The organism is Mesorhizobium sp. M7D.F.Ca.US.004.01.2.1 (assembly GCF_003997785.1).
In the GTDB taxonomy this organism is placed as follows: Bacteria; Pseudomonadota; Alphaproteobacteria; order Rhizobiales; family Rhizobiaceae; genus Mesorhizobium; species Mesorhizobium loti.
In genome coordinates, this window is record NZ_RZRQ01000494.1 from 1 (window position 1) to 3,177 (window position 3,177).

General features: G+C 64.5%; 3 protein-coding genes. 2 read left to right on the top strand and 1 reads right to left on the bottom strand.

Annotation, left to right across the window (positions count from 1 at the left end; translation table 11 throughout):
• The first annotated feature begins 176 nt into the window (after positions 1-176).
• Together EN993_RS33610 and EN993_RS33615 are read left to right on the top strand one after the other, a co-directional pair.
• Positions 177-794: a 5-bromo-4-chloroindolyl phosphate hydrolysis family protein gene (locus EN993_RS33610; protein ID WP_109668563.1), complete on the top strand. Its 618-nt coding sequence runs from the start codon at positions 177-179 to the stop codon at positions 792-794.
• On the top strand, positions 794-1,903 hold the full coding sequence (locus EN993_RS33615; RefSeq protein WP_126068769.1) for a substrate-binding domain-containing protein: 1,110 nt from the start codon (positions 794-796) through the stop codon (positions 1,901-1,903). The genes EN993_RS33610 and EN993_RS33615 overlap by 1 nt, the downstream gene beginning before the upstream one ends.
• Positions 1,904-1,905: 2 nt before the next feature.
• Here the strand turns inward: EN993_RS33615 and sthA are convergent.
• On the bottom strand, positions 1,906-3,177 hold a 1,272-nt coding region (sthA, locus tag EN993_RS33620), incomplete at its 5' end, for a Si-specific NAD(P)(+) transhydrogenase (protein WP_127266033.1).

Here is a 3,177-nt window from a genome sequence, read left to right on the forward strand (position 1 = left end):
CAGTGGCGCAGCGCGCCGGCGCGCGTGCCGGTGTTTGGCATCACCTTCGGCGATGCCGACAAGAGCCAGCTCGACAGCCTTGCCAAGGCAACTTCGGCGCGCGTATTCGATGGCAGCGGCGATCTGGCAGGCGCCTTCCGCGCCGCCCGGGGCTACAACTGAGATGCGCGGCTAGGATGCGTGGCTTGTTCGGCAACGACTGGAACTGGATCGTGGCGGGCCTCGTCTCGGCGGTGCTGCTGATCGGTTTGAGTTTTCTCACGCATTTCCCGTTCCTGGTGTCGGTGGTTATCGCCGCGCTGGTCTTTGCCGGGCTTGTGTTCGTGCTGGCGCCGCGTCAGCTGTTCGAAGGGCTCGACCTCAGCTCGATCGGCGGCAGCCGGGTTGCGTTTGCGCGCGAGTTGCTGGCGCAGGCCCAGCCGGCGGCGGACCGCCTGGCCGCAACCGCCCGCACCATTCCCGACAAGGACATGGCGGCAAAGGTGAAGAACCTGTCGGACATCGCCGCCGATGTGATCACCAGGGTCGAAGCCAAGCCCGAAAGTGCGCCTGCCGTGCGGCGATTTCTCACCTATTATTTGCCACAGGCGGCCGAGGTGTCGGAAGGCTACGCGGCGTTGGCCAACCGGCGTGCGCCCAGCCAGGCGCGGCTGACCAATGTCGGCGCGGTGATCACCAAGCTTCAGGACGCCTTCGTGCATTACGCCGACAGTCTGGCCGACAGTGAACTCGGCACGCTCGACGTTGACCTGCGACTCATACAGGAGTCGCTGAAAGAGGATATCGGTCGCTGATGGCCATTTCGCGCCGCGCTTTCGGACTGGGTCTGCTGGGTGCCGCCGCCGCCGGCACGGGTGGCTATCTGACACTGAAGGACCGTCCGGAGTTCCGTGGCTATCTCGGCAACAAGGCGCATCTGTTCGGCTTCATCGGCGGCGAGAAGCAGGCCTTCCTAGCCGATCCGGATGTCGTCCATGCGCTGGGCGGCTACGGGCTGGAACTCGATCCACGCGTCGCCGGCTCCGTCGAAATGGTGCGCGAATCCGCACTTCTGTCGCAGAAGCCGCAGTTCCTGTGGCCGTCGTCGTCGATCATGGTCGACCTGGCACGCAAAAGCGGCGTGGCGATCCGAAACGACCAGGTGGTGCTCAACTCGCCGATCGTCGTCTACACATGGGGACCGGTAGTCGAAGGCCTGAAGAAGAGCGGGCTGGTCACGGTCGCCGCCAAGGGCGGCTACAACCAGCTCGACCTCAAGGCGTTGCTTGACGCCATATTGGCCGGCAAGAACTGGTCGAACCTCGGCATAGACGAACTCTACGGCCGGGCACGCATCGTCTCCACCGACCCCAACCGATCCAATTCCGGCTTCATGTTCGCCGGCCTGGTGCTGAGCCTGATGAGCGGCGATGTGGCGACGCAGGAACTGCTTGCCCAGCACGGTGACGAGGCCAAGGCGATCTTCCGCAGCATGGGCCTGAAGTCGTCGTCGTCGGGAAAGCTGTTCGACCAGTACATTGCCGGTGGCCTGGGCGCCGAGCCGATGGTGGTCGGCTATGAAAACCAGCTGGTCGAATGGGCGCTCGCCGATCCGGCACGCTGGCAAAGGGTGCAGACCGGCATAGGCGCCAAGCCCGAAATCCTCTACCCCAGACCGACCGTCTATTCGGCGCATCCGCTGATCGTCATCGATCCGGCCGCCGACAGGCTGCTGGAGGCCCTGACCAGCCCGAAGCTGCAGGAACTCGCCTGGACGAAGCACGGGTTTCGCGGACCTCTCGGCACCGTCACTGGCGGCGCCGATGCAGCGATCGCCGGCGTACGGCCGGCGGAAATTGAGGCCGTTCTGCCGATGCCCTCGGCCGATGTGATGCTGGCCCTGCTCGCCCAGATGGAAGGGTAGATTTACCCTCGCCCCATCCTGTTCCAGGCATCCAGCCCGGCGATCTTGTAGGCCTCGGCGAGCGTCGGATAGTTGAAGGTGTTGTTGACGAAGAAGTCGACAGTGCCGCCGAGGTTGATCACCGCCTGGCCGATGTGGATGAGCTCGGTAGCGCCCTCGCCGATGATGTGCGCGCCGAGCAGGCGGCGCGTTTCGATCGAGAACAAGAGCTTCAGGAAGCCGGTGTTGACGCCCATGATGTGGCCGCGCGAGGTCTCGCGGAAACGCGCCACGCCGACCTCATAGGCCGCACCGCTCTCGCGCACCTGTTCCTCGGACTGGCCGACCGTCGAGATTTCCGGCACCGCGTAGATGCCATAGGGAAAGGTTTCCGGCGGTGGCGGCAAGGGCACGCCGAAAGCATGGCAGGCCGCCACCCTGCCCTGCTCCATCGAAGTCGAGGCCAGGCTCGGAAAGCCGATGACATCGCCGGCGGCATAGATGTTGGGGACGCTGGTCTGGAAGGATTGCGGATCGACTTTGATACGCCCTCTGGTGTCGGCGTCGATGCCGACGACATCCAGGCCCAGGCTGCCGACATTGCCGGTGCGGCCGGCGGCGTAGAGGACGACCTCGGAACGAATGGTGCGGCCATCGGCCAGTTCCACCTCGGCAGCGTCCGGCTTGGACCGTATTTCCTTCACCGCGCTGCCCAGCCGGATGGTCATGCCACGATCGCGCATCTGGTGGATGAAATCGTCGACGATCTCGCGGTCGACGAAATCGAGGATGGAGTTGCGCGGCTCGACCAAGGTTACCGGCACGTCGAGCGCGGAAAAGATCGTCGCATATTCGACGCCGATGACGCCGGCGCCGATCACCGTCAGCGTGCGCGGCAAGCGATCGAGCTCCAGCATCTCGTCGCTGTCGAAGACACGGGTCTTGTCGAAAGGCACGTCGCGCGGCCGGTGCGGCCTGGTGCCGACCGCGATCAGCGCATTGGCAAAACCAACCTCGCTGTAATCGCCGGTATCGGTGGTCAGGCTGACCTTGTTGGGGCCGAGAAATTTGACCGCAGCGCGAGCGCTCTTGACCGTGTTGCGCATGAACTGATGTTGCAACACCTCGACCTCGTGATCGAGCGTCTTGTGCAGGCGCTCGACCAGATCGCCGACCGAGATATCCTGCTTGACCCGGTAGCCGCGCCCGTAGAAACCGCGCTCGCGCCAGCCCGAGAGGTTGAGCACGGTTTCGCGCAGCGTTTTCGACGGGATGGTGCCGGTATGCACGGAGAC

What these genes read in the sequence shown, in the direction of transcription:
- EN993_RS33610 (WP_109668563.1), top strand. Translation starts at nt 177, where the DNA reads ATGCGTGGCTTGTTCGGCAACGACTGGAACTGGATCGTGGCGGGCCTC.
- EN993_RS33615 (WP_126068769.1), top strand. Translation starts at nt 794, where the DNA reads ATGGCCATTTCGCGCCGCGCTTTCGGACTGGGTCTGCTGGGTGCCGCC.